Origin of the sequence: Dactylosporangium sp. CA-092794, from assembly GCF_050948465.1 — a bacterium.
Lineage (GTDB): Bacteria > Actinomycetota > Actinomycetes > Mycobacteriales > Micromonosporaceae > Dactylosporangium.
In genome coordinates this window covers 8,714,807-8,738,323 of sequence record NZ_CP192044.1, presented here as the reverse complement: position 1 = coordinate 8,738,323, position 23,517 = coordinate 8,714,807, and the positions used below count along the sequence as shown (strand labels likewise).

Here is a 23,517-nt window from a genome sequence, read left to right as displayed (position 1 = left end):
CGATCGCCTCCAGGTGACGTGGCTCGCGAATGCCCGTATCGTGAGAGCGGCTCGGATTGTGGAAGGTGAGCCAGCATGAGTCCCGCCGATCGCTTCGCCGTGTTTCCCGAGTTGCACATCACCGTGGATCCCCTGCCGGGGCAAGGCATCCGCGTCCGGGTCGCCGGGGAGGTGACCGTGGAGAACGTCGCGCAGCTGCGCAGCGTGCTCGTCCGGGCCGTCGACGACGTGCGGGCCAAAGCGGTCGAGGTCGACCTCGGGCTCGTCACGTTCATCGACTCGACCGGCATCGGCAAGCTCGTCGCCGCGCGGGCGCACGCCCTCACCAGCGGCAGCGACCTATGGATCACCAACCCGAGCCCGGGCGTGCGGCGCGTGCTGAGCCTGCTCGGCCTGCTCGACATCCTGGCCACCCCCGACGGCGGCAGCGGCTGGGCGCCGCCGAAGTCAGCCTGAGGCGGACCGGTCGAGCGCCCGGGCCAGCCGGCGCACCCCCTCGTCCAGCCGGTCCGGCGGCGCCGCGGCGAAGGTCAGCCGCAGGTGCGGGGCGTCGGGCTCGGCGGCGTACCACGGCCGGCCCGGGAACACCACGACGTCGTGCGCGGCCGCGGCGGTGGTCGCCGCCACGTCGTCCATGCCGTCGGGGAGGCGGAGCCAGGCGTGGAGGCCTCCGCGCGGTACCAACGGCGCAATGACATCCGGCAGGTGACGGCGGATGGCGTCCAGGAGCGCGTCGCGGCGGGCCCGTAGCTCGGCGCGCAGCGTGCGCAGATGGCGCGGCCAGGCCGGCGAGGTGACGAAGTCCAGCGCCGCCTGCTGCAGGGGACCGGCGACGAAGAAGTCGTCCAGCACGCGCGCCGAGCGCAGCCGTGCACCGGCCGGGCCGCGGGCGCCGATCGCGGCCACGCGCAGTCCCGGGGCGGCGGATTTCGTCAGTGAGCGGAGGTACACCACGTGCCCGCCCGGGTCGTCGGCGACCAGCGGCGGCGGGGGATCGCCGTCGATGGCCAGGTCCCGGGCGTAGTCGTCCTCCAGCAGGAAGGCGCCCGCGGCGCGGATCTCCGCCAGCACCGCGGCCCGGCGGGCCGGGGCGAGCGTCGCGCCGTGCGGGTTGGCGAACAGCGGCTGGCAGTAGAACAGCCGGGCGCCCGTGCGGCGCAGCGCCGCGGCCAGCAGGTCGGGCCGCACCCCGTCGCGGTCCGCCGGCACCGGCACCACCCGCAGCCCGGCCGCGCGCGCCGCGGCCAGCGCGCCCAGGTACGTCGGCGACTCCACCAGCACCGCGTCCCCGGGCGCGGCGAGCGCGCGGAACGCGGTGGACAGCGCGGACTGCCCGCCCGGACAGATGACGAGGTCCTCGGCGCGCATCGATCCGCCGGCGGTACGGGCGAACCACGCGCGCAGGTCCTCCCGGCCCTCGACGGGCCCGCGCCCCCAGCTCGCCGGATGGCGGGCCGCCCGGGCGAGCGCGGCGCCGAGGGCGGCGGCCGGCTGGAGGTCGGCGTCGAGGTACCCGCTGGACAACACGATCGCGCCCGGGCGCGGCAGGGCGAGCAGGGTCGCCAGCGCGTCCTCGCCGGCCGGCCGCGGCCCCAGCGCGATCGACTGCCACGACAGGTCGGCCGGGCCGGCGTCGCGCGCGGAGGCGGCGACATAGGTGCCGCGGCCGGGCTGCGTGTCGAGCAGCCCCTCCGCGGCCAGCGCCCGGATCGCGCGGCTCACCGTGATCGGCGACGCGTGGTGCCGCGCGGTGAGCTCACGCACGGTCGGCAGCCGCGCCCCCGCGCCCGACCGGGCCGCCAGCGAACGCAGATCTTGGATAACGCGTGCCGCTGCGTTATCGTCACTCATGAGAGACAAGGATAACGTTACTCGCCACGGGGCGATAACGGGGGCGGCCCTGGGCGCGCTCGGGGTGCTCGGCTTCAGCATGTCCCTGCCCGCGACGCGGGTGGCCGTGGCGGACCTCGACCCGTGGCTCGTCGCGTTCGGCCGGGCGGTCGGCGCCGGCCTGCTCGCCGTGGCCTACCTCGCGCTCGTCCGCGCCCCGCGCCCGACCCCGGCCCAGTGGCGCCGCCTCGCGATCGTCGCGTTCGGCGTGGTGGCCGGCTTCCCGCTGTTCACCTCGCTCGCGCTGCAGACCAGCACCGCCGCGCACGGCGCCGTCGTCATCGCCCTGCTGCCCGCCGTCACCGCCGGCTTCGCCGTCCTGCGCGCCCGCGAGCGCCCGGCCCCCGCCTTCTGGTTCGCGGGCGCGGCCGGCCTGCTCGCCGTGCTGGCCTTCCTGGTCCTCGGCGGCGCGGTCTCCGGCGCCGCGGGACCGGCGGACCTTTTCCTGCTCGCCGCGATCGGTTGTTGTGGCCTGGGGTACGCCGAGGGCGGCGCCCTGTCCCGCGAGCTGGGCGGCGCGCGCACGATCTGCTGGGCCCTCGTGCTGGCCCTGCCGGTGACGATCCCGGTCACGGCGCTGTCGGCGCTGCACCACCCGCCGCACGCCACGACGCCGGCGGCCGCCTGGGCCGGCCTGGGCTACCTCACGGTGGTGTCGATGTTCCTCGGGTTCTTCGCGTGGTACGCCGGGCTGGCCCGCGGCGGCGTCGCCCGCGTCGGCCAGGTGCAGCTGGCCCAGCCGGTGCTGACCCTGTGCTGGTCGGCCCTGCTGCTGCACGAGCCCGTCCCGCCGCGGGCCGCGGTCGCGGCGGTCGCGGTCCTGCTGTGCGTCGCCGCCACCCAGCGCCTGCGCGCGACCCCGAGCGGCGCCCCCGCGCCACTGCCCCCGGCCGGCGCGCCCGCGCCGAGTCCGCGGCCGGTGGTTCGTGCGGCTGCCCCGGGCGGCGCCCCCGCGCCGCTGTCCCCGGGTGGCGCGTCCGTGCCGAGTCCGCGGGCGGGTGGTCTGTGACGCTGTCCCGGGTGGCGGGTCCACGCCGCCGCCCCGGGCGAGCCGGGATTCCCAGCGCTTGTCGTGAGCCGGCGGCTCCCCGCGCCCGCCGCGCCGGTGCGGCCGCGCTCGACACGCTCGACGGCGGCGACCGGCGGTGCTTTCCGGTCCGCTGGGGATGGCGTTTCCGGTCTGCCCGGTCTGTCCGAGTGGTGCTTCCGGTCTGCTGGGCTGGCGCTTCCGGTCTGGCCGGGCGCTTTCGGTCTGCTGGGGTGGCGCTTTCGGTTCGTGGGGAGCGTGGGGTGGCGCTTTCGGTTCGCGGGGCCTCGCGGCAACGGTCCGGCGGGGCTTGACCTGGGCCTTCGGCCCATTGACTGTGGCGGTGCCGGGCGTCAAGACTCGTCCGCGCGTGAGCCGGGCGGCCCGGCGCGGGGAGGGACCGACATGGTGGTCAGCCGGGGCGCCTGGGTCGCCGTGCCGGCGTTGGCGCTGGCTACGGTGCTTGTCGCGGGCTGTGGCCTGCCGGGTCCCGCGACCGGGGCCGGCGGCGGGGGCGCGGCGCCGGCCCGGAACGTCGGGGCGACGCCGAAGGTGACGCTGAGCGCGCCGGCGAGTCTCGGGTCGTGGCGGCAGCCGGCCGATCAGTCGGTCGCCGGGTCGCTGGCCGGGGCGTTCACCGACGCGAAAAGCACGTTCGGCGTGCAGTACCAGCAAACCGGCGAACCACCCCGGACGCTGATCGTGCTCGGGGGCCTCGCGGCGCGCTTTCAGCCCGAGGACGAGACGATCCAGGAGGACGCGTTCTACGCGGCGCTGAACAAGCGGCTCGGTGCCAGCCGGCCGGGCGTGCCGAAGTGGGTCGACGGCCACATCGGTGGCAAGTCGGCATGCGCCCGCACCGACTCGCGCGGCACGGCGTACGCGGTGTGCACCTGGCTCGGGCCCGGCGTGCTCATCGCGTTCCTGTTCCCGGGCGCTGAGGTCGACGCCGCCGCGCGCGAGATGGAGCCGCTGGTCGGCGAGTTCCTGACCATCAGCCCCTAGGGTCCTCGAGGCCCCCGGCCGGGGGAAATGAGCCGTGCGCGATTGACAAAATCTAGTTTTACGTACAAGCTCTTTTTTGTGAGAGACGTGCTGTACCTCGAGCGGATCGAGCAGGCCGAAGCGCTGCTCAAGCCGCAGCGCATCGACGTGCTGCGGGAGCTGGCCGAGCCGCATTCGTGCACCGAGGTCGCCACACGGCTGGAGCAGACGCCGCAGCGCGTCTACTACCACGTCAAGCGGCTGGTCGAGGCCGGCCTGGTCGACCAGGTCTCCGAGCGGCGGGTGCGCGGCATCCACGAGGGGATCTACCAGGCCGGCGCCCGGTCCTACTGGCTGTCGCCGCGGCTGGTCGGGCGGCTCGGCCTGCGCCGGGCCTCCGACGAGCTCAGCCTCGGGCACCTGCTGGACCTCATGGAGCAGGTCCAGGCCGACGTGGCCGCGCTGGATCACGGCGCGCCGGAGCTGCCCTCGATCGGGGTGTCCGGCGAGATCCGGGTGCGGCCCGAGGACCGGCCGGCGTTTCTCGCCGATCTCAAGCAGACCCTGCAAGACCTGTTCGCCCGCTACGGCGGCGCCGAGGGAGACGCCTTCCGGCTCGCTGTGGCCTGTTATCCGTACGTCCCGCGCCAGGGCGGGGAGCACCGGAAAGGGGACGAGACATGACCGACGACACCACGATGCGCGTGAAGCTGCGCACCAGCGCGCCGCTGAAGGAGGTGGCGCACGCGCTCACCGACGCCGCCGAGCTGCGCGTGTGGCTGGCCGAGCACGCCGAGGCGGACCTGCCGCACCGGTATGCGTTCTGGGGCCGGTATACGCCCGACGGCGCCGAGCCGCACCAGCGTCCGTTGCACGTCGACGAGCGGACCGTGCGCTTCGCGTGGCGGCTCGACGGCGTCGACACGACCGTGGAGTTCACCCTTAGCGATGGCGAGGACGGCGGCACCATCGTGGCGCTGAGCCAGAGCGACATGGTCGGCTGGGCCGAGACCAGCGTGCGCAGCGTGCTGCACACGTTCTGGGGGCTCGCGCTGGCCAACCTGGTCGACCACGTGGAGGGCCGGCCGCTCACGCCGAAGGTCGACTTCACCAGCCCGGTGCTGCGGGCGGACATTCTCATCGACGCGCTGCCGGAGCGGGTGTACGCCTCGCTGGTCGAGCCGGAGCAGTTCGAGCGCTGGTTCGGCGCCAAGGTCGGCATCGAGCCGCACGTCGGCGGCCGGTTCTCGATGGGCGGCTTCGAGGCCGACCCGCAGGGCGCGCGGATCGTGGCCCTGGAGCCGGGCCGGAGCATGTCGATAGAGTGGCCGGCCGGTGTCGTCTCCACCTGGGAGCTGGCCGACAGCGACGGCAGGACGCGGCTGACCTTCGTGCAGAGCGGCTTCGACCCGGCCAACCCGCCCTACACCGGCTGGGCCGGCTGGCTGGGCGGGGTGGCCGAGCTGCGCCGCTACCACGAGCTGCCCGGCTGGCGGCAGACCTGGGTGGCCCTCGACGCGCCGGGCGTGCCGCAGGAGATCCTCACCATCCCGAAGGACTGATCCGCCGCCCCGCTCGCGGCTTTGCCGCGGCGGGGCAACGGTCCGCCTCGCTCGCGGCCTGCCGGCGCGGCGCAACGGTCCGCCCCTGGCGGCGCAACGGTCCGCCCCGAGTTGCGCCGTCGCGGCCTCGCGCGGTCACGTCCGCCGGCGTGGTGGATGAGGTGGCCAGGGCGCCGGCACCGCCGGCCGCCGGTGGGCGTGGCGGCCGAGTGGTGCCCGCCCAGCGTATTGCGACACGCAGGCCGGTGTCCGTGACCACCGGTCACGCTATCGCACACGAGGGGTGGCCCCGGCCAGTTGGCCAGGGCCACCCCGTTCCGAGGCGGGCCGCACCGTCGTTGTCAGGCGGATGCGCTGCCCCGCGGGTCGGCCTCGACTTCGTCGGCCGGTGCCGCCTGGCGGACCAGCCGTGACGCCTGGCGCTCATGCATCCAGGACTGCAGGGCCGGGCCGGACTCGAGGCTGGCGATCATCGCGTACCGCGGTCGCGGGCCCGTGTGGAAGGCGGCGTGCCACAGCCGCTCGGTGTCGACGACGAACTGGGCGCCGTACGGCAGCGGGACGCGGTGCTCGCTCGCCGGGTCGTCGCGGTCCTCCCGCAGGATCATGTAGCTGTCCGGGTCGTGCGTCAGGTTCAGCCAGGCGCGTACCACCCAGCCCTCGCCCTCGGGGTTCAGCCGGTTGTTGTCGTCCTGGTGCAGGTGCCGGCTCACGACCGTGGCCACGTCGGTCGACGGCCACAGCTTGATGATGCGGACCCGGCCGAACCGGGCACCGATCGACGTCACCCACTCGCGCAGCGTCGGCGCGAGCGCGGCGTTCGCGGTCCACACCGCGTCCTTGTCCGGCCGGCCGTGCTCCCAGAATCCCCGCGGGTCGTCCTCGCCCAGCGCCGAGGCCAGCACCGCGAAGTTGGTGTCGCCGCCGGACTTCCAGTCGAGGTACTGCAGGCTCTCCCACTCGACCGGGTCGAGCACCCCGCGGAACGGCTGCAGTATCTCGAATCCGGTCGAGGCGAGCTCTGGCAAGCGGTAGTGGCGCGTCTGTACGGCGGGCATGGACAACCTCCAGTCGGATAGGCCGGTCGGGCCGGCGTTTCCCGCCCGCGCTACCCGTGCCGGTCATCGCCACACCTGGGCCGGTCGGTAGCGGCATGTGATTGCCCCGCCGCAGCCGGGTCACCCGCCGCGGCCGGTCCGCACCGCGCCGCCGGGGCTCGCCGGCGTCGATGCACCGCGGCGCCGGCTCACCCGGCATCCCCCGCGGCGATCGTGTCGAACGCGGCCGGGTCGCCGCCGTCGGCGGCGCAGGCGAGCGCGGCCCGCACCCGCCAGGCGTCGGCGGCCAGGACGGCCACCGCGCCGAGCACGGGCCCGGTGCCGAATCCGCCGCGGCGCAGCAGCGCCCGGCCGTCACCGTCCAGGCGCCGCCACCACGCCGCCTCGCCCAGCCACAGCCGCGCCGGGCCGTCCACGCCGTCGAACGGCCAGGCGGCCCGGGCCGGCAGGGCCGCCACGTAGCCTTCGAACGACGGCGCACGGGCCGCGGGACCGATCAGCGGTACCTCCGGCACCCGCTCGGCCCCGGCCAGCCAGCGCTCCCGCGCGACCAGCAGCGCGGCGCCGCCCGCCGCCCAGGCGCCGGCCTCTGGCAGCGCGGCCGTCCGCCGCGCCCAGGTGAGCCGCATGCCGGTCATGAGGGCCCGATCGGTGTCCGCGTCCCGGCCGCACCACCCCGACGCCACCAGCTCGCCGCGCAGCGCGGCGGCGTCCGGTGCCGCCGCCAGCCGCGGCCACGCGGTGGCCAGCGCGCCGAGCCGGAACGCGGCGCCGGCCGGACGGCCGCGCAGGCGGCGCAGCCGGCGCTCGACGTTGGCGATCTCGAACCAGCCGGCGGCGGCGCGCAGCGGCTCGGCGCCGCCGGGCGGCAGCCACCCGGCCAGCACGCGCAGGTGCCACAGCAGCGTGGCGGCGACCGCGTCCTGCGCCTCGGCCAGCGACTGTCCGGGCCGCACGTCGTGGCCGTACGGCGTGTCGTGCAACGCGTCCAGCGCCGCGGCGAGCCCCGGCCGCGTCGCGACGTCACGCGCGGCCGCGCCGATGCGCCGCCGGGTCATGGCGTGCGCGCGGACGGCCCCGGCCGTATACCCCGCGGTCATACCCACAGGTCCAGCCTCCGCCGCGCGCGGCCCGCCCGGGAGTGACCTTCGGCCCTGCACCACCCGCCGGACGCCACCTAGCGTGGCCGGTGAGAGACCGCGGGCCCGGTGAAAGCCGGCCGGCGGGGAAGGAACGCCGCCATGGGCATGTGGGAGCTGTTGCGCCGGTTCCGCCCAGCGGGCACGCCGGGTGCCGCGGCGCCCGCCGCCGTCCCGGCGAATCCCGAGCAGCAGGCGGCCGCCGAGCTCGGGCCGGTGTTCAACGCCCTCGCCGCGGCCCGCGCCGAGGCCGCGGGCATCCGCGCGAGCGCCGCGCACGACGCCGAGGAGCGGGAGCGGTCCGCGGCGGCGGAGGCCGGGCGGATCATCGCCGCCGCGCAGGACGCCGCCCGGTCCGTCCGCGATGAGGCGTTCAGCCTGGCGCAACGCGACGTCGAGCGGACCGGCGCGGCGCTGGTGACGGCCGCTCGGGAGCAGGCGGCGGGCCTGCGCGCCCGGGACCCCGATGCGCTCGACCGGGCCGCCGACGCGGTGGTACGGGCGGCGCTGGCGGCCATCGGCGCCGCGCCGGGCCCGGCACCGGACGCCCGGACGGGATCGCCGTGAGCGCCGGCGCGCGGCTGCGGCCGGTGCGCATGCAGCGGGTGGCGCTGGTCGCGCGGGACGAGGACCTCGGCGCGGTGCTGGACGTGGTCGGCGCCGCCGGTGCGGTACAGCTGGAGCCGCTGCCCGCCGGGGACGCCGCGCCGGACGCCTCACCGGCGGACATCGCGGCCGGTGCGGTCCGCCGGGACGGCTGCGCGGCGCTGCCGGGTTGGTGCCCGCAGGAGGACCGGGCCGCGCTCGCGGACCGGATCGCGCCGCTGGGCGGTGCCCTGGTGCCCCTGCCCGCGCCGCGCGGCGTCGACCCGCCGACCCAGCTGGCCGAGGCCGGGCCGGCGCACCGCGCCTTCGCGCCGCTGGTGCGCACCTACGGTGTCGTGCCCTACGACGACGTCGACCCGACGGTGCCGGCCGGGATCGCCTACGTGCTCATGTTCGGCATGATGTTCGGCGACGCCGGGCAGGGCCTGCTGCTGCTGGCCGCCGGGCTCGTGCTGCGGCTGCGCCCGCCCCGGCGGCTGGCCAGGTGGCGCGGCGCCTGGCTGTTCCTGGCCGGCGCCGGGCTGGCCAGCACCGCCTTCGGTGCGCTCTACGGCGAGTACTTCGGGCCGACCGGGCTCGCCCCCGCGCTGTGGCTGGAGCCGCTCGCCGAGCCGGTCCGGCTGCTCGTCGCCGGGATCGTGCTCGGCGGCGCGCTGCTGGCCGTCGCCTACGCCGTCGGGGTGGTCAACCGGTGGCGGGAGGGTTCGGCCGCCTTCGCGCTCTACGCGCCGTCCGGGGTCGCCGGGGCCGGGCTGTTCGCCGGGTTCGCCGCGCTGGCCGCCGGCTGGTACTTCCGCTCGACGCCGCTGGCCGCCGCCGGGGCGATCCTCGCGGTGGCCGGGCTGGGGCTGGCCGGCGCCGGGCTGCGCGCCGCCGCCGGGCCCGGTGCGGCGGGCGCCGCGCAGACCGTGGTGCAGCTGTTCGACCTGGTGGTGCGGGTGTGCTCCAACGCGGTGTCGTTCGCCCGGCTGGCCGCGTTCGGACTGACCCACGCCGCGCTCGGCGCGGTGGTGTGGCAGGGCACCACGGGGCTGTGGCATCGCGGCGGCGGCTGGCCGGTCGCCGCCGTGGTGCTGTTCGCCGCCGGCAACGCCGTGACGTTCGGCCTCGAGGCCCTCGTGGCCGGGGTCCAGGCGCTGCGGCTGGAGTACTACGAACTGTTCTCCCGGGTGTTCGAGACGACCGGCCGGCCGTTCCGGCCGTGGCGGATCGCGCCGCCCGAGAAGGGGGTACCGACATGAACGCCGTCTGGCTCGCCGCGCTACCGGCGGTACTGCTCACCGCGGGGCTGCTGCGGCTCGGCGCCCGCCGCCCCCGGGTGCGGCGCTGGCTGCCGGCCGTGGCCGGCGCCCTGCTGCTGTCCGCGCTGACCACCCTCGCGGTCGTGCTGCTCTTCTCCGCGCCGGCCGCCGCGCAGGCCCCGGGCGCCGGGGGCGCCGGCAACTGGGCCGCGCTGCTCGGCGCGGCGATCGCCGTCGCCGGCTCGTCCATCGGCGCCGCGATCGCCGTCGCCTACACCGGCGCGGCCGCGCTGGCCGCGCTCAGCGAACGGCCCGAGCTGTTCGGCCGCGCGATGGTCATCGTCGGCCTCGCCGAGGGCATCGCCATCTACGGCCTGATCGTCGCCATCATCCTGATCGGCAGGGCCTGACCGTGGCCGCCGGTGCGGTGGTGGCGATCGGCGACCCGGCGCGGCTGCGCGGCTACGCGCTCGCCGGCGTCACCGTCGTCCCCGCCACGAGCCCGGCCGGCGCCCGCGCCGCCTGGCGGGCGCTGGGCGCGGACGTCGCCGTCGTCGTCCTCACCCGCCCGGCCGCCGCGGCGATCGGGCCCGTCACCGGCCCGCTGCCCATGCTCGCCGTCCTCCCGGAAGCCGCCGGGCCGTGAGCGCGGAGCCGACCGGCCCGGCGCTCGACCCGGTCCGCGCGGCGATCCTGCGGGCCGCGGAGGCCGACGCCGCCGAGCGCCACCGGGCCGTGGGCGCGGAGCCGACCGGCCCGGCGCTCGACCCGGTCCGCGCGGCGATCCTGCGGGCCGCGGAGGCCGACGCCGCCGAGCGCCACCGGGCGGCCGGGGAACGCGCCGGCGCCGCCCTCGCGCAGGCCCGGGCCGCCGCCGAGGAGATCCTGCGCTCGGCCCGCCGGGCCGGCGCGGCCGACGCCGCCGCCGTCGCGACCGGCGAACTCGCCCGCCGCGGCCGGAAGGCGCGGACGCTGCTGCTGTCGGCCCGGCAGGAGCGCTACGACGAGGTGCGCCGGCTGGCCCTGCGCCGGCTGCGGGCGGCCGGCCTCGACGGGGTGCTGCGGGAGCGCATCACCGGCGCGCTCGGCCCCGGCGCGACGATCACCGCCGCCCCGGACGGCGGCCTGATCGGTACCGCGGCCGACCGGACCGTGGACTGCTCACTGTCCGCGCTCGTCGATCACGCGATGGCGGCGGCGGCCGGCCGGATCGAGGAGGCATGGACATGACCCCGCGGATCCCCCAACCCGACATGACCCCGCGGACCACCCAACCCGGCGCGACCCCGCGGATCACCCGGGTCGCCGGGCCTTTGATCGAGTTCGACGGCCCCGCCGACGTCGCCATGCACGAGCTCGTCGCGCTCGGCCCGGCCGGGCTGCCCGGCGAGGTCGTCGGCATCCGGGGCGGCACGCTGACCGCGCAGGCGTACGAGTACACCGGCGGCATGCACCCCGGCGACCCGGCCGCGCCGCTGGGCCATCCGCTGGCCGCCCGGCTCGGGCCGTGGCTGCTCGGCGGCATCTTCGACGGGCTGCTGCGGCCGCTGACCGGCGCGCCCGTGTGGCTGGCCGCAGGCGCCGTGCGCGACACACCGGACGCCGCGGCCCGGTGGGCGTTCACCCCCGCCGTCGCCGCCGGCGCGCGGGTCGGCCCGGGAACCCTGCTCGGCACCGTCGCCACCGGCGGCCCGGTCGACTACCGGGTGCTCGTCCCGCCCGGCTCGGATGCTCCGGGCACGGTCGAGCGGATCGCCGGCGCCGGCCGGTACGGCCCGGACGACACCGTGGCGACCGTCGCCGGCCGGCCGGTCGGCCTGACCCTGCGCTGGCCGGTGCGCACCCCGCTGCCGAGCCGGGAGCGCCGGCCCGGCACCGAGCCGCTGCACACCGGCCAGCGCGCGGTGGACCTGCTCTTCCCGATCGTCAAGGGCAGCACCGCCGCCGTGCCGGGCGGCTTCGGCACCGGCAAGACCATGCTGCTGCAGCAGATCGCGAAGTGGTGCGACGCCGACGTCATCGTCTACGTCGGCTGCGGCGAGCGCGGCAACGAGATGGCCGACGTGGTCGGCGAGCTGGCCGAGCTGGCCGACCCCCGCACCGGCGGGCCGCTGCTCGCGCGCACCGTGGTCGTCGCGAACACCTCGAACATGCCCATGATGGCCCGCGAGGCGGGCGTCTACACCGGCGTCACCGTCGCCGAGCACTTCCGGGACATGGGCTACGACGTGGTCCTCATCGCCGACTCCACCTCCCGGTGGGCCGAGGCGCTGCGCGAGTTCGCCGCCCGCACCGGCGCCCTGCCGGCCGAGGAGGGCTACCCCGCCGACCTCGCCTCCGCCCTCGCCGCCTTCTACGAGCGGGCCGGGGCGGTGACGACGCTCGGCGGTACCCACGGCAGCGTCACGATCCTGGGCGCGGTGTCACCGCCGGGCGGAGACCTCACCGAGCCGGTCACCGCGAACACCGAGCGCTTCGTGCGCTGCCGGTGGAGCCTCGACCGGGACCTCGCCTACGCCCGGCACTACCCCGCCGTGAGCTGGTCGGGCTCCTTCTCCCGCGACGCCGCGGCGGCCGCCGCCCACCACACCCGCCACGGCGACGGCGCCTGGGCCGGCCGGCGCGACCGCGCCCTGGAACTGCTCGCCGGCGCCGACCGCGTCGGCGCGCTCGCCGACCTCATCGGCGTGGCCGGCCTGCCCGAGCACGAGCGGGCCACCCTCGTCGCCGGTCGGCTGGTCCGGGAGGCGGTGCTGCAGCAGAACGCGCTGGTCGACAACGACGCCTTCTGCACCGCCGAGAAGGCGGCGGCGCTGCTGGACGCGGCGCTGGCCGCCGGCGAGCGCTGCCACGCCAGGGTCGACGCCGGCCTCGATCCGGCCGAGATCGAACGGTTCGACTTCGGCCCGCTGCTGCGCGCCCGGGAGGAGACCGGGCCCGGCGACGCCGCCGGGGTGGCCGGGCGCGCCGCCCGCGTCCTCGCCGCCCTGGACGCGGCCGGCTCCGCCGGCGCCGGGGGGCCGGCATGAACGGCTGGCCGGTCGTGGAGTACACCGGCGTCCGCGAGCTGCACGGGCCGCTGCTGGTCATCGGCGGCGTCGACGGGGTGGGCTTCGACGAGGTGGCCGAGGTCCGGCTGCCCGGCGGCGAGCACCGGCACGGCGTCGTGCTCGACGTGGACGGCGACCTGGCGGTGGTCCAGGTGCAGGAGGGCACCGCCGGCATGGCCCGCTCCGGCAGCCGGGTCGCGTTCACCGGCTCGCCGATGCGCATCCCCGTCGGGGAGCAGTGGCTCGGCCGTACCTGCAACGGCCGCGGCGAACCGATCGACGGCGGGCCACCCATCACCGGCGAGCGCAGCGCCGCCGTCGCCGGCGACCCGCTGAACCCGGTGCTGCGGCTGCCGCCCGCCGAGCCGGTCGTCACCGGCGTGTCCGCCATCGACGCCCTCACCACGCTCGTGCGCGGGCAGAAGCTGCCGGTGTTCGCCGTCGCCGGGCTGCCGTCGCTGGAGCTGGCCTGCCAGATCGCCGCGCAGGCCGACGCCGGCGGCGGGCGGTTCAGCGTCGTGTTCGCCGCGATGGGGCTGACCCACGCCGACACCGCCTACGTCCGCGACGCCCTCGCCGAGCGGGCCGGCGCCGGCGAGCTGGTGCTGCTGCTCAACACCGCCGACGACCCCGTCGTCGAACGCATCCTGACGCCCCGGCTCGCGCTCACCGTCGCCGAGGACCTCGCCTTCACCGGCGGGCGGGACGTGCTCGTCGTCATGACCGACATGACCAGCTACGCCGAGGCGCTGCGCGAGGTGTCCGCGGCCCGCGGCGAGATGCCGGCCCGCCGCGCCTACCCCGGATACCTGTACAGCGACCTCGCGTCGCTGTACGAACGCTGCGGCCGCATCCGGGACCGGCCCGGCTCCGTCACGATCGTGCCGGTGCTGACCATGCCGGCCGGCGACATCACCCACCCGGTGCCCGACCTGACCGGCTACATCACCGAGGGCCAGATCGTGCTGTCGGCCGAGGCGCACAGCCGTGGTGTCTATCCGCCCGTCGAGCCGCTCGCCTCCCTGTCCCGGCTCATGCGGCACGGCGCCGGGCCCGGCCGGACCCGCGCGGACCACCTGGCCGTCGCCGCGCAGCTCGTCGCCGCGCTGGCCCGCGCCGCACAGGCCCGCGAGCTCGCCGACCTCGTCGGCGTGCCCGGCCTGACCGACACCGACCGGGGGTACCTCGACTTCGCCCGCACCGTCGACCGCGAGCTGCTCGGCCAGCGCGCCGACGAGCGCCGCGACCTCGACGACACCCTCGACCGGGCCTGGCGGGCGCTGCTCGTGCTGCCCGACCACGAGCTGACCATGCTGCCCGCCGACCTGCTCGCCGCGCACCGCACGACCACCACCGTCGCGGGGAGCGGGACGTGAGTGCCGTGCGTGGCCTGCCGCCCGGCCGGGCCGGGCTGCTGTGGCTGCGCCGCCGGCTGCTCACCGCCCGGCGGGGCAGCGACGTGCTGCGCCGCAAGCTGGCGATGCTCACCGCCCAGCGGGACCGGCTGCGCGAACGGGCCGACCGGACCGGCCGGGACTGGGCGGCGGCCGACGCGACCGCCCGCACCTGGCTGGCGCGCGCCGCCGCGCTCGACGGCGCCGACGCCTTCGCGGCCGCGGCGGCCGACGCCCCGCCGCTGACCGTCGTGCCCCGCTGGACCATGCTGCTCGGGGTCCGCTGCGCCGACACCCCGCAGGTGCGACCCGGCGTCCCGGCGGACCCGCCCGGCGGCGCCGCGCTGCTGGAGGCGGCGACCGCCTACCGGGCGGCCGCCGAGGCCGCCGTCCGGCACGCCGCCGCCGCTCAGGCGCTCGCCGCCGCCGACGCCGCGCTGTCGGTCACCCGGCAGCGCGTCCGCGCGCTGGACCGGCGCTGGATCCCCCGGCTGGAGAGCGCCCTCGCCGCCACCCAGGCGCAGCTGGCCGAGCTGGAGGCCGCCGACGCGATCCGGCGCCGGCAGGCGGCCGGCGACGGTATCCGCGCCGCACGACCGTGACGGGTCGCCGGTCCCGTCCCGGCGGGACGCCCGGCCCTGGCCCGGCCGGGCGCGGCGGGGCGACGCTGGACGCATCGGTTCGTTGGTCGGAGGTGCGAGATGACCGGGCCGGACAACCCGCTGGGCATCGACTGGGCGCCGCCCGCGCTTGCCGCGGACCCGCTCGTGCGCCTGCGCCACCTCGAGGAGCGCGTCGCGGCCCTGGAGGCGGCCGTCGGCGACCTCGCCGGCCTGCTCGAACGCGCCGAGGAGCGCGCCGAGCTGATCGGCAGGGCCCTGTCCCGCCTGCATCCGTGAACCCGGCCGGGACCGGTCCCGGCCGATCGTGAAGGGGTGGCCCGATGGACGAGGGCGTTGACTGCCTGACCATGAACGGCCGCGTCGTGCATATCCGCACCGTGCGGCCCGCCGACGCGCCCGCGCTGCTCGCCCTGCATCAGGCGCTCTCGCCGCACGAGCGGTACCTGCGGTTCTTCAGCGCCGGCGTGGCCGTCGACGCGGAGGTACGCCGGCTCGTGCGCCCGAGCGGCGCGCAGCACGTGAGCCTCCTCGCCGAGGACGCCGGCACCGTCGTGGCCGCCGGCTCGTACGAGCGGATCGACGCCGATCGGGCCGACTTCGCGCTCGTGGTCGCCGCCGGACGGCACGGCGAGGGCCTCGGCACGCTGCTGCTGGAGCACCTCGCGGCCGTCGCCCGCCGCGCCGGCATCGCGGAGCTGATCGGCGACGTCCTGCCGGAGAACGCCGCGATGCTGCGGGTGAGCGGCGACCTGGCGCCCGGCGTGGCCCGGCGGTTCACCGTCGGCGGCGGGACCGTGCGCGTGTGCGTGCCCACCCTGCCCGACGAGGCGGCGCTGGCCGCGGTCGGCGCCCGGGACCGCACCGCGGCGCACCACTCGCTGCGGCCGCTGTTCGCGCCGTCTTCGGTCGCCGTCATCGGCGCCGGCCGGCGCCCCGGCGGGATCGGTCACGAGGTCCTCACCGCCCTGCGCGACGGCCTCTACTCCGGCGCGCTCTACGCCGTGAACCCGCACGCCGACACCGTCGCCGGCGTCCCCGCCTTCCCGTCGGTGGACGCGATCGGCGCCGCCGTGGACCTGGCCGTGGTCGCCGTCCCGGCCGCGGCGGTCCCGAAGGTGATCCACCGGTGCGGCGCGGCGGGGGTCCGCGTCGCGGTGGTGCTCACCGCCGGGCTGAGCCCGGCGGCCACGGACGACCTCGTGCACGCCGCCCGCGCCCGAGGCATGCGCATCGTGGGCCCGAACTGCCTCGGCGTGATCAACACCGACCCGGCGGTGCGGCTGTCCGCCGCCTTCACCCCCGCCGCGCCCGCGCCGGGCGGCCTCGCGGTCGCCACCCAGTCCGGCGCCGTCGGCGTGGCCATCCTGCAGGCCGCCGCCCGCTGCGGCGCCGGCATCTCCAGCTTCGTGTCGCTGGGCGACAAGGCCGACGTCAGCAGCAACGACCTGCTCGCCTACTGGTACGACGACCCGGCCACCCGCGCCGTCGCCATCTATCTGGAATCGTTCGGCAACCCGCGCCGGTTCGCCTGGACCGCCCGGGCGCTCGCCCGGCGCAAGCCGGTCCTCGCCGTCAAGAGCGGCCGCTCCGAGAGCGGCCGGCGGGCCGGCGCATCCCACACCGCGGCCTCCGCCGCGCCGGACGCCACCGTCACGGCGCTGTTCGAGCAGGCCGGCGTGATCCGCACCGACACGCTGGGCGAACTGCTCGACGCCGCCCGCGTGCTGACCGACCAGCCGCTGCCCGCCGGTCACCGCCTCGCCATCGCCGGCAATGCCGGGGGCCTCAACGTCCTGGCCGCCGACGCCGCCGACGCCGCGGCGCTCACGGTGCCGGGCCTCGCCGGCGGCGCCGCGAACCCGGCCGACCTCGGCGCCGAGGCCGCGCCCGAGGCATTCGCCGGCGCCATCCGTACCGTCGCCGGATCGGCCGACGCGGACCTGCTCGTCGTCACGTTCGTCGCGACCCGCACCAACGACTGCGCCGCGTCGATGGCCGCCATGGCCGCCGCCCTCGACGACAGCCCGCAACTGCCGGCGGCGGTGGTCGTGGTCGGCGCCGCGGACGCGCCCCGCAGCCTGGGCCGGCGGCGGGTGCCGGTGTTCGACCTTCCCGAGCCGGCCGTCCTGGCGCTCGGCCGGGCCGCACGCTACGCCGCGTGGCGACGCCAACCGGCCGGGACCCGGCCCGCGCTGCCGGGCCTCGACCGCGGCCGGGCCCGCGACATCGTGCAGCGCGCGCTGCGGTCCGGGCTGGGCTGGCAGCCGGCCGAACTGGCCCGGTCGCTGCTCGGCTGCTACGGCATCCCCGTCGTCGACACCCGCCCGGCGGCCGACGCCGACCAGGCCGCCCGCCACGCCGCGGACCTCTGCGGCCCGGTCGCCGTCAAGGCCGCGGACCCCGGCCTGGTCCACAAGAGCGACATCGGCGCCGTGCGGCTCGGGCTCGGCGACGAGGCCGCCGTCCGGCAGGCGTACCGGGAGATCGCCGCCGCGCTCGGCGTGCCGGCGCCCGCCGTCGTCGTGCAGCCGATGGCCGAGCCGGGCGTCGAACTGGTGGCCGGTCTGGTGCACGACCCGCTGTTCGGTTCGGTGGTACTGCTCGGTCTCGGCGGCCTGCACACCGAACTCCTCGGCGACCGGGTGCTGCGGCTGCCGCCGATCACCGACCGTGACGCCCCGGCCATGTGGCGGGCGCTGCGCGGCGCCGCGCTGCTGGCCGGCTACCGCGGCGCCCCGCCCGCGGACACCGGCGCCGTGGAGGACCTGCTGCTGCGGCTCGGGCGGCTCGCCGAGGACTTCCCCGAGATCGCCGAGCTCGACCTGAACCCGGTGCTGGCCGGGCCGCACGGCTGCACCGCCGTCGACGTCAAGCTGCGGCTGGCCGCGGTCGGCGCGGAGCCCGAGTCGTACGTCCGCCACCTGCGCCGCCTCCCGGCCGCTCCCGGATGACCCGACCGGGTCGCGGCCGCGGTCAGGTGGGCCGGCGGGTGTCGTCCGGGCGCGGAGGGTGCAGGGCGGACCGCTCGGTGGCGTGCGCCACGTCGCTCGGGTCCAGCACGCCGACGAGCAGCCCGTGGTCGACGACGAGCGTGGTGCCGGCCCGGGAGACCATGTAGGCGACGTCGGCGAGCGGCTGCGACGCCTCGACCACCGGTACCGCCGGCGGCGGCGTCGCCACCTTCGAGACCGGGGTGTCGATACGCGCGGGCTCCGGCACGCGGGCGAGATCCATCGGTCGGACCAGGCCGGCGGGCCGCCCGTCGCTGGTGCGCAGCGCGATGACGGCGCCCGGCGCCGTGTAGATGTCGGCCACGGCCTGGGCCACGCTGCGGTCCGGCTCGGCATACGTCACGTCGGTGTGCATGGCGGCGGACACCGGCACCCGGCCCAGCATCGCCCGGTACCGGTCCGTGTTCGCCTCGGCGGTCGCCGCGGCCATCAGGAACCATCCGATGAGGGCGAACCACAGCCCGCCGAGCATGCCCGTCAGCACCACCTGCACGGCGCCGAGGACGATCAGCCCGAGCCCGATCGCCCGGCCGGCCCGGGCCGCGGTGACGGCCGCCCAGTAGCGGTCGCCGCGCCAGTGCCACAACGCCGCGCGCAGCACCCGGCCGCCGTCCAGCGGCGCGCCGGGCAGCAGGTTGAACACGGCCAGCAGGACGTTGATCCCGGCCAGCCAGGAGGACACCGCGACGACGCCGGCCGGCGCGCCGACCGTGCCCAGGGCCAGCGCCAGCCCGCCGAATCCGACGCCGAGCAGCGCGCTGGTGGCCGGCCCGGCAACCGCGATCAGCAGGTCGGCCCGGGCGGTCGGCGGCTCCCCGCCCAGCTCGGAGGCCCCGCCGAGCAGCCACAGCGTCACCCGCTCGACCGGTACTCCGAACACGCGGGCGACCAGCGAGTGCGCCAGCTCGTGAGCCAGCAGCGACAGCAGGAACACGACCGCCCCCGCCACGCCCAGCAGCCACGCCACGGCCCCCGGCACTCCGGGCGTGGCCCGCGGGACGACCGTGAACGCGAGGATCTGCGCCAGCAACAGCATGACGAGCAGCACCGACCAGTTCAGGCCGATCCGGATGCCGGCGATGGTGCCAAGCCGCAGGCTCTGTCTCACCAGACCCTCCTCAACGGGTCATCCGCCCGTGCTCGGTACCCGGCCGGACCCCCACCGAAACGATGTCGGCGGCCCGCCGCGGCGCGGCGACGTTTCGCCGGTTCCGGCGCCGGGAACCTGCAGACATTCGAGCTGAAGGGCGCGGGCGATGGGCGCGTGGACACTGGAGTTCGACGGGTTCGACCCGGATCGGGAAGGTGTCCGGGAGGCCCTGTGCACGCTGGGCAACGGCTACCTCGCCACGCGCGGCGCGGTGCCGGAGCGCGACGCCGGTGGCGTGCACTATCCGGGCACGTACGTGGCCGGCTGCTACAACCGCCTCGCCGACACCGCGGCCGGCGGGACGATCAGCAACGAGAGCCTGGTGAACCTGCCCAACTGGCTGCCGCTGACGTTCCGGGCCGACGACGGCCCGTGGCTGGGCCGGCCCGGGGTGGAGCTGTCCGACGAGTACCACGAGCTCGACCTGCGGCGCGGGGTGCTGACCCGCCGGTTCCGCTCGCGTGACGGCGCCGGGCGGATCACGGCGGTGGTGCAGCGGCGGTTCGTCCACCTGCGCCACGAGCACCTGTGCGGGCTGCAGACCACGCTCACGCCCGAGAACTGGTCCGGGACGCTGGCCGTGCGCTCCGGGCTGGACGCCACGGTCGCCAACACCGGGGTGAGCCGCTACCGGGGGCTGTCCGCGCGGCATTTCACCCCGGTGGCCACGGAGACGGCCGGCACCGACGCCGTGCTGTGCGCGGTGGAGACCAACCAGTCGCACATCCGCGTCGCCGAGGCCGCGCGCACCCGCGTGCTCAGCCTGGGCCGGCCGGTCGACGCCGCGCGCGAGGTCTACGAGGAGCCGGGCCGCATCGGGCACGAGATCGGTGTCGCCGTCCGCGCCGGGCAGCAGTACACCGTCGAGAAGCTGGTCGCCGTCCACACGTCGCGGGACAGCGCCACCTCCGATCCCATGGACGCGGCGGTACAGCGCTTACACCGGCTCGACGGCTTCGACCGGCTGCTCGACGAGCACGCGCTGGCATGGCGGCAGCTGTGGCGGCGGTTCCGCATCTCGTTGCGGGCGGAGCACAGCCCGGCGCTGCCGGTCGTCCGGCTGCACCTGTTCCACCTGCTGCAGACGGTGTCGGCCAACAGCGTCGACGTCGATGCGGGGGTACCGGCCAGAGGACTGCACGGCGAGGCGTACCGCGGCCACGTGCTGTGGGACGAGCTGTTCGTCTTCCCCATCCTCAACCTGCGGATGCCGTTGCTGAGCCGGGCGCTGCTGCGCTACCGCTACCGGCGGCTGCCGCAGGCCCGCGCCGCCGCCCGGGACGCCGGCCTCGGCGGCGCCCTGTATCCGTGGCAGTCCGGCAGCGACGGCCGCGAGGAGAGCCAGCGGTTGCACCTCAACCCGCTGTCGGGCCGGTGGGTTCCGGACGCCTCCCGGCTGCAGCGGCACGTCGGGCTGGCCGTGGCGTACAACGTCTGGCACTACTACCAGGCGACCGGCGACGCCGAGTTCCTCGGCCACTACGGCGCGGAGATGATCCTCGAGATCGCCCGCTGCTTCGCCGGCCTGGCCGAGTACGACCACGGGCGCGACCGGTACGTCATCCGCGGGGTGATGGGCCCGGACGAGTTCCACACCGGCTACCCCGGCAGCGACCGGGAGGGCATCGACAACAACGCCTACACCAACGTGCTGGCCGCGTGGGCGATGCGGCGCGCCCTGGACGTGCTGGACCTGCTCGGCCCCGACCGCCGCGCCGAGCTGAGTGAGACGCTGTGCATCGCCGCCGCCGAGCCGCAGCGCTGGGACGACATCTCCCGCCGCATGTACGTGCCGATCCGGCCCGACGGGATCATCGAGCAGTTCGAGGGCTACGCGGCGCTCGCCGAACTGGACTGGGCCGGCTACCGCGACCGCTACGGCGACATCCGCCGGCTGGACCGCATCCTGGAGTCCGAGGGCGACAGCCCCAACCGGTACCAGGCCTCCAAGCAGGCCGACGTGCTGATGCTGTTCTACCTGATGTCGGCCGACGAGCTCGCGGAGCTGTTCGATCGGCTGGGCTACTGGCTGCCGTGCGACGCCATCCCGAAGAACATCGAGTACTACCTGGCCCGCACCTCCCACGGCTCCACGCTCAGCGCCGTCGTGCACGCGTGGGTCCTGGCCCGCGCCCACCGGGCGGAGGCGCTGCGCTACTTCGTCGAGGCCCTCGGCAGCGACGTCGCCGACATCCAGGGCGGTACCACCGCCGAAGGCGTCCACCTGGCGGCGATGGCCGGGTCCGTGGACATTCTGCAGCGCTGCTTCGCCGGCGTGGAGACCCGCGACGACACCCTCCTGCTCAATCCCTACTGGCCGGGCCACCTCGGCACCTTGGAGTTCGGCATCCGCTACCGCGAACACCCGCTGACCCTGCGGATCACCGGCGACACGATCCGGGTCGACGCGGGCGCCGCCCGGCAACCCCCGGTCCGCCTCAGCTGCCGCGGCGAGACGGTGCTGCTCGGCCCCGGCGAAACGATCGAGTTCCCCGTCGCACCGGGCGACGGCGGCGACCAGCACCCGGGCCGCTAGGCGGTCGCCGGGCCCGGCTCCTGACCGCTGAGCCGGAAGCGGCCGCCCGGGTCGCCGTGGATCTCGTGGGTGCCGTCGGCGTGCAGCCGCGCCCACCCGGCGCCGTCGAGGCGGACGAGGGCGGCCACGGCGGTGCCGGTGCCGCCGGTCCAGTCCCAGACGCGGATCGTCGCGTCGGTGCCGGCGCTCAGCACGAGCGCCCGCCCGTCCGCGCCGGCGGTGGCGATCGCGGTCACCGTGCCGTGGTGGGCGGTCACCGGGTCACCAACCGGGTCGCCGGTGCTCAGGTCCCAGGTGCGCAGCGTCCCGTCGCGGCCGCCGGTCACGGCGTGCGGGTGCGCGCCCGGGGCCAGGACGGCGAGCGCGGTGAGTTGCCCGCGGTGCCGGGCCGGCGGCCGGCTGACCGCGGTGCCGGTGGTCAGGTCCCACACCCGCAGCCGCCCGTCGGCACCGGCGCCGGACAGCAGCACCGGCCCCGTGCCCAGGCCGGCGATGGTGACCGGCGGCCGCATGACGTTCCCGCCGACCCCGCCGCCGATCAGGGGCGCGCCGACCTGGGTACCTTCGGCGAAATCCCATACCTGCAGCGCGATCTCGTCGAAGTCGTAGTCGTCGGCGTCGCTGTCGTACGGGTGGTCCTCGACCACGGCGTGGACGACGCCGCCGTGGTAGACGAACGCGTGCGCGCCGGCCCAGTCGTCCATCGGCCCGGCCGCGAGCTCACCGGTGTCCAGATCCCAGACCCGCGCCCGGCCGTCGTCGCCGAGGCACACCAGGATCGTGCGGTCCTTCCAGCGGGCGGCGCCCATCACCCGGGTCCGCGGCCCGGCGTCGATCGGCGCGCGGAGCGGGTCGCCGGTGGCCAGGTCCCACACCCGCACCGTGGTGTCGGCGGCGCTGACCACCGCGGGCCGTCCGTCCAGCTCGACGAGGGCGAGCCCGTCGATCGCTCCCTCGTGCCCGATCAGTGGCGGGCCGACCGGCGCCAGCGCGGTCAGGTCCCATCGCCGCAGCGCGCCGTCGTCGTGGCCGCTGACCGCCACGACCCGTCCGCCGGCCGATCCGGCGGTCAGCGCCGTGACCGGCGAGGACCCGCCCCGGCTCGGTGTGCCCACCGGGACGCCGCCGGGCAGCTGCCACACCCGTACCGCGTCGTCGAGGGCGGCACTGACCAGCATCGCCCCATCGCCGACCCGGGCGAGCGCGAGCGCCTCGACCCGGTCGGGGTGCGCCAGCGGCTCACCGACCGCCTCGCCGGTGGCGATGTCCCACAGCCACACCGCCGCCCCGGCTACCCCGGCCGCGACCGGCCGGCCGCCGACCTCGGCGACGGCGAGCGCGGCGACCGGCCCGCGGGGCAGCGGGATCGGCTCACCGACCGCGGCGCCGGTCGCCAGGTCGTGCACCCGCAGCACCCGCTCACCGTCGGCGGCGCTGACCACGACCGGCCGCCCGCCGGCGGCGCCGACCGCGACGGCGACAATCGCACCCGCGTCCGCGGCCGGCGACACCGCGGCCACGGTACCGGCGGCCAGGTCGACCACCCGCAGCACGCCGTCCCGGCCGCCGGCGACGGCCACCGCACGCCCGTCCAGCGCGGCGACGGCCAGCCGGCTGGCGCCGAGGCCGGCGACCGGCTCGCCGGCCGCCTCCCCGGTGGTGAGGTCACGCAGCCGGAGCAGCCCGTCGCTGCCGGCGGTCACGACGACCGGCCGGCCGGCCACCGCCGCCGTGGCGACCGCCCACAGGTACTCCTCGTCGGCCGGCACCGGCTCCGCTACCAGCGCTCCGGTCGCGATGTCGAAGACGCGCACGCACCGCCGGTCGGCGCAGACGGCCACCGGCCGGCCGTCCAGCTCCGCCACCGCGATCGACTCGAGGTAGTCGATGCCGGTGCCGAACACCTGGACCGGCTCGCCGGAGGCGAGGTCGAGCACCTCGACCGCCGCGTCCCGCCCGGCGACGGCGACCGCACCGCCCCCGGCCACCCCGCCGACGGCCAGGCACGTCGGAGTACCGACCGCTTGATAAACCACTCGGAAACGCCGCACCACGTCTTCGTCGCCGGTCACGGCGGCGAGTCTAGAGCGCGCAGTGCCCCACCTTCGCCCGGGGCCGCCACGTGACAGGGCGACCGGAAGTCTCCGCGATCATGCTGTACCCGCCACCGACACCAACGGTTTTTCATGATCACGGAGCCCTGATGTACCCCTGTGTACCGAAAGTCTCCGGGATCATGGCAAACC

General features: G+C 76.8%; 21 protein-coding genes. 16 read left to right on the top strand and 5 right to left on the bottom strand.

Annotated features, from left to right (window positions below; genetic code table 11):
* Positions 1–75: 75 nt before the first annotated feature.
* A complete protein-coding gene (locus ACQPXD_RS37560; RefSeq protein ID WP_432826574.1) occupies positions 76–456 on the top strand; it encodes an STAS domain-containing protein in 381 nt (126 codons plus the stop codon).
* On the opposite strand, the gene ACQPXD_RS37555 is transcribed toward ACQPXD_RS37560, so the two are convergent.
* Positions 448–1,851, bottom strand: a complete 1,404-nt coding sequence (locus ACQPXD_RS37555) for a PLP-dependent aminotransferase family protein (RefSeq protein WP_432826572.1) — start codon at positions 1,849–1,851, stop codon at positions 448–450. The genes ACQPXD_RS37560 and ACQPXD_RS37555 overlap by 9 nt on opposite strands.
* Here ACQPXD_RS37555 and ACQPXD_RS37550 point away from each other — a divergent pair.
* From ACQPXD_RS37550 to ACQPXD_RS37535, 4 genes are all read left to right on the top strand, one after another.
* Positions 1,850–2,899 carry a DMT family transporter gene (locus ACQPXD_RS37550; RefSeq protein WP_432826570.1) on the top strand — a complete coding sequence of 350 codons (1,050 nt, stop codon included), beginning with the start codon at positions 1,850–1,852 and terminating at the stop codon, positions 2,897–2,899. The two genes, ACQPXD_RS37555 and ACQPXD_RS37550, sit on opposite strands and share 2 nt — an antisense overlap.
* Before the next feature lie 423 nt (positions 2,900–3,322).
* Positions 3,323–3,922 (top strand): hypothetical protein, encoded by a 600-nt coding sequence (locus ACQPXD_RS37545; RefSeq protein ID WP_432826568.1) that lies wholly within the window; start codon positions 3,323–3,325, stop codon positions 3,920–3,922.
* 78 nt (positions 3,923–4,000) lie between these two features.
* The gene (locus ACQPXD_RS37540) at positions 4,001–4,585 is read left to right on the top strand and encodes an ArsR/SmtB family transcription factor (RefSeq protein WP_432826566.1); all 585 of its coding nucleotides are present in this window, start codon (positions 4,001–4,003) and stop codon (positions 4,583–4,585) included.
* On the top strand, positions 4,582–5,463 hold the full coding sequence (locus ACQPXD_RS37535) for an SRPBCC family protein (protein WP_432826564.1): 882 nt from the start codon (positions 4,582–4,584) through the stop codon (positions 5,461–5,463). Before ACQPXD_RS37540 ends, ACQPXD_RS37535 begins: the two co-directional genes overlap by 4 nt.
* A 341-nt stretch (positions 5,464–5,804) precedes the next feature.
* Here the strand turns inward: ACQPXD_RS37535 and ACQPXD_RS37530 are convergent, their stop codons facing one another.
* Both ACQPXD_RS37530 and ACQPXD_RS37525 read right to left on the bottom strand, forming a co-directional pair.
* On the bottom strand, positions 5,805–6,521 hold the full coding sequence (locus tag ACQPXD_RS37530) for a hypothetical protein (protein WP_432826562.1): 717 nt from the start codon (positions 6,519–6,521) through the stop codon (positions 5,805–5,807).
* A 188-nt stretch (positions 6,522–6,709) separates the two neighbouring features.
* Complete coding sequence (locus ACQPXD_RS37525) at positions 6,710–7,621, bottom strand: hypothetical protein (protein ID WP_432826560.1); 912 nt, start codon at positions 7,619–7,621, stop codon at positions 6,710–6,712.
* Between the two features lie 141 nt (positions 7,622–7,762).
* Here ACQPXD_RS37525 and ACQPXD_RS37520 point away from each other — a divergent pair, with 141 nt between their 5' ends.
* From ACQPXD_RS37520 to ACQPXD_RS37475, 10 genes are all read left to right on the top strand, one after another.
* A complete protein-coding gene (locus ACQPXD_RS37520; protein WP_432826558.1) occupies positions 7,763–8,227 on the top strand; it encodes a hypothetical protein in 465 nt (154 codons plus the stop codon).
* The gene (locus ACQPXD_RS37515; protein WP_432826556.1) at positions 8,224–9,507 is read left to right on the top strand and encodes a V-type ATPase 116kDa subunit family protein; all 1,284 of its coding nucleotides are present in this window, start codon (positions 8,224–8,226) and stop codon (positions 9,505–9,507) included. The genes ACQPXD_RS37520 and ACQPXD_RS37515 overlap by 4 nt, the downstream gene beginning before the upstream one ends.
* On the top strand, positions 9,504–9,917 hold the full coding sequence (locus ACQPXD_RS37510) for an ATP synthase subunit C (protein ID WP_432826554.1): 414 nt from the start codon (positions 9,504–9,506) through the stop codon (positions 9,915–9,917). The genes ACQPXD_RS37515 and ACQPXD_RS37510 overlap by 4 nt, the downstream gene beginning before the upstream one ends.
* Before the next feature lie 2 nt (positions 9,918–9,919).
* A complete protein-coding gene (locus tag ACQPXD_RS37505) occupies positions 9,920–10,153 on the top strand; it encodes a V-type ATP synthase subunit F (protein WP_432826552.1) in 234 nt (77 codons plus the stop codon).
* On the top strand, positions 10,150–10,737 hold the full coding sequence (locus ACQPXD_RS37500) for a hypothetical protein (protein ID WP_432826550.1): 588 nt from the start codon (positions 10,150–10,152) through the stop codon (positions 10,735–10,737). The genes ACQPXD_RS37505 and ACQPXD_RS37500 overlap by 4 nt, the downstream gene beginning before the upstream one ends.
* A complete protein-coding gene (locus ACQPXD_RS37495; RefSeq protein ID WP_432826548.1) occupies positions 10,734–12,536 on the top strand; it encodes a V-type ATP synthase subunit A in 1,803 nt (600 codons plus the stop codon). Before ACQPXD_RS37500 ends, ACQPXD_RS37495 begins: the two co-directional genes overlap by 4 nt.
* Complete coding sequence (locus tag ACQPXD_RS37490; protein WP_432826547.1) at positions 12,533–13,933, top strand: V-type ATP synthase subunit B; 1,401 nt, start codon at positions 12,533–12,535, stop codon at positions 13,931–13,933. Before ACQPXD_RS37495 ends, ACQPXD_RS37490 begins: the two co-directional genes overlap by 4 nt.
* The gene (locus ACQPXD_RS37485) at positions 13,930–14,553 is read left to right on the top strand and encodes a V-type ATP synthase subunit D (RefSeq protein WP_432826545.1); all 624 of its coding nucleotides are present in this window, start codon (positions 13,930–13,932) and stop codon (positions 14,551–14,553) included. Before ACQPXD_RS37490 ends, ACQPXD_RS37485 begins: the two co-directional genes overlap by 4 nt.
* 99 nt (positions 14,554–14,652) lie before the next feature.
* A complete protein-coding gene (locus tag ACQPXD_RS37480) occupies positions 14,653–14,850 on the top strand; it encodes a hypothetical protein (protein ID WP_432826544.1) in 198 nt (65 codons plus the stop codon).
* A gap of 44 nt (positions 14,851–14,894) precedes the next feature.
* Entirely contained in the window at positions 14,895–17,525 is a 2,631-nt protein-coding gene (locus ACQPXD_RS37475; RefSeq protein WP_432826542.1) for a GNAT family N-acetyltransferase, read from the top strand.
* 22 nt (positions 17,526–17,547) lie between these two features.
* On the opposite strand, the gene ACQPXD_RS37470 is transcribed toward ACQPXD_RS37475, so the two are convergent.
* Positions 17,548–18,693 carry a site-2 protease family protein gene (locus tag ACQPXD_RS37470; RefSeq protein WP_432826540.1) on the bottom strand — a complete coding sequence of 382 codons (1,146 nt, stop codon included), beginning with the start codon at positions 18,691–18,693 and terminating at the stop codon, positions 17,548–17,550.
* 148 nt (positions 18,694–18,841) lie between these two features.
* On the opposite strand from ACQPXD_RS37470, the gene ACQPXD_RS37465 reads away from it, so the two are divergent.
* Entirely contained in the window at positions 18,842–21,271 is a 2,430-nt protein-coding gene (locus ACQPXD_RS37465) for a glycoside hydrolase family 65 protein (protein WP_432826537.1), read from the top strand.
* Here ACQPXD_RS37465 and ACQPXD_RS37460 read toward each other — a convergent pair.
* Complete coding sequence (locus tag ACQPXD_RS37460; protein ID WP_432826535.1) at positions 21,268–23,343, bottom strand: WD40 repeat domain-containing protein; 2,076 nt, start codon at positions 23,341–23,343, stop codon at positions 21,268–21,270. The genes ACQPXD_RS37465 and ACQPXD_RS37460 overlap by 4 nt on opposite strands.
* Between the last annotated feature and the right edge of the window lie 174 nt (positions 23,344–23,517).